Origin of the sequence: Ramlibacter albus, assembly GCF_014297445.1 — a bacterium.
GTDB lineage: Bacteria > Pseudomonadota > Gammaproteobacteria > Burkholderiales > Burkholderiaceae_C > Ramlibacter > Ramlibacter albus.
The window spans coordinates 1-1,844 of record NZ_JACORU010000029.1 but is presented as its reverse complement, the minus strand read 5'-3'; the positions used below and the strand labels follow the sequence as shown (position 1 = coordinate 1,844).

The window sequence follows — 1,844 nt, the reverse complement described above, 5'->3', positions numbered from 1 at the left end:
ATCACACGTATCTCCACTGCTTGCTCCTGGGTCAACATCGACGGCCAAAAAGCCGCCATCGTCGCCCAGGTGGGTCACTTTTACTTCGGCGCAGTGGGTCAGTTTTACATCGGCGCTAACATCGGCGCGAAGCGCTTCGTGCAAGTTCTTGTAGGAAGCTGCCGCTAGCCCGTGGGGGATTGGCCTCTGATTCTCGTGTTGGGAGGACAGAGCCGGCGCTCAATGAGCTCAACGCATCACGCGCGCCCTGTCCCACGCCTCATCGAGTGAACTCGTCCGCCCCAGTGAACGTCGACGTCCACAGCCGCTTCGGCTCCTCAGGATCCGGAACATCCGTCACCAGGTTCCACAGCGTCTTGATGCGCGGCGCGGTCTGGTCGTCCACGAGCTGCCCCGTCCACGCCGTCATCGAGCCGCCGGGCCATAGCACGAGGAACGAGATGAGGTCGCCGGACACGTTGCCCTTAAGCGCACCCGTCACCGGCCCGCCGCCGGAGCTGCTGGCGCTGGTGTAGCTGCCGGTCACGTCGGTGCCGGTGACGGCAAGCGTCATCTCGGAGCCGATCTGGTTCTCCCACTTGCCCAGCCATGTAGCGGGCGACTTCGGGCCCGGCTTGTTCTCGGTCTTCACTGCGATCTGCAGCGCGGTTTCGTGTTTCATTGTTTGCCTTTTGGTGGATGGATTCCACGAAGGCCAGTGTGGATGCCGACCACGTATTGGCGCGTTGCGGCCCTGTCAGGGTTGACAGGCCTGCACTCGGGGAGGAGCGTGAAGGTGTGCGTGCTCGCGATGGGGAGTGTTGCGCGCAACGCGAAAAAAGACGCGAGTCTGGGCATGCGGCTGGGCCGCCGCACCATGAGGCGCGATTAAATCCGGTTAGCCGCCAGAAACACTCGCCATGACACTCCGCGCCCAGATCGAGAAAGCCTTCGCGCACCGTGCAATGCCCGCGAATGTCGTCGAGCCACGCACAGCTGTGACGCCGGAGCAGCGCGACGCGTTGTGGTTCATTGGGCGAGATTGGCGCGCAGTGGTTTGGCAAGACTGGGAGAGGCACCCCGATGCTTTCTACACGTTCGTGCCAAAGGCGTTCGCCTTCTATCTGCCGAGCGTCCTGATCGGGGCGCTCGACGCGCCCAATGGGTTGCTCGCAGCCGAGGCGCTCGTCGGTGTCCTCGACCGATCGCCGGCGATTTCCAACTGGGACTTGTTCCTGAGGACCCGGTTGCTGGGTTTGATGGCCGGCGAGTACGACGCGCTGAAGGCTTGGCTGCTCGCTCGTTCAGCATTGCCTGCAGCGGAAGACGATGCCAGTCTCGGCCGTGCATATAGAACAGTCGAAATGCTTGAGCACGAGACGGCGCGGCTGCGGAGGCAATTGAATCGGTATGTGTTTCGTCCTGCACCATGACTCGGTGTAATGTCCCCGGAGCAGCGGCAGTTGCCGAAAGGGGAGAAGTCATGACCACCCGCAAAAAACGCGACATCTATGGCGAGATCATGGAGGCGTTAGAGTCCTTGAAGAATCACCATGAAGAGAAGCAGAAAAGCCAATGCTCAGGCGGCATTGTTGATCGAGATGATAGAGAGGCGACCCGAGATCGTCCGATCGGGCCTCGCTTGCGACTTGCGACGAACACGCGACGCGGTGGTCAAGTCGGTACCGCATCTTAAGCGGCAGCCTTCAAGAAGCGATCTTCGTAGAGGGTCGCGAATTGATTCGTAAGCGTCCGGTGATGGCACCTTGACGCTGGCGGTCAGCGCTCGGCTATGCCGGCCCATTGACCTCGTCGGTAAACACGTCGTCGGACCATGCGAGTCCGATTGCCTTGTCCAGGCGCTT

General features: G+C 61.4%; 3 protein-coding genes. 2 read left to right on the top strand and 1 reads right to left on the bottom strand.

The annotated features are described in order from the left end of the window. Nucleotides 1-259: 259 nt before the first annotated feature. Entirely contained in the window at nt 260-661 is a 402-nt protein-coding gene (locus H8R02_RS29970) for an avidin/streptavidin family protein (RefSeq protein WP_187085698.1), read from the bottom strand. Between the two features lie 238 nt (nt 662-899). On the opposite strand from H8R02_RS29970, the gene H8R02_RS29965 reads away from it, so the two are divergent. Then, nucleotides 900-1,412 (top strand): hypothetical protein, encoded by a 513-nt coding sequence (locus tag H8R02_RS29965; protein WP_187085696.1) that lies wholly within the window; start codon nt 900-902, stop codon nt 1,410-1,412. A gap of 50 nt (nt 1,413-1,462) precedes the next feature. Beyond that, nucleotides 1,463-1,675 (top strand): hypothetical protein, encoded by a 213-nt coding sequence (locus H8R02_RS29960; protein ID WP_187085694.1) that lies wholly within the window; start codon nt 1,463-1,465, stop codon nt 1,673-1,675. The last annotated feature ends 169 nt before the right edge of the window (nt 1,676-1,844 follow it).

Excerpts from the sequence above, each read along its gene's own strand:
- H8R02_RS29970 (WP_187085698.1), bottom strand. The coding sequence starts at position 661 with ATGAAACACGAAACCGCGCTGCAGATCGCAGTGAAGACCGAGAACAAG.
- H8R02_RS29960 (WP_187085694.1), top strand. The coding sequence starts at position 1,463 with ATGACCACCCGCAAAAAACGCGACATCTATGGCGAGATCATGGAGGCG.
- H8R02_RS29965 (WP_187085696.1), top strand. The coding sequence starts at position 900 with ATGACACTCCGCGCCCAGATCGAGAAAGCCTTCGCGCACCGTGCAATG.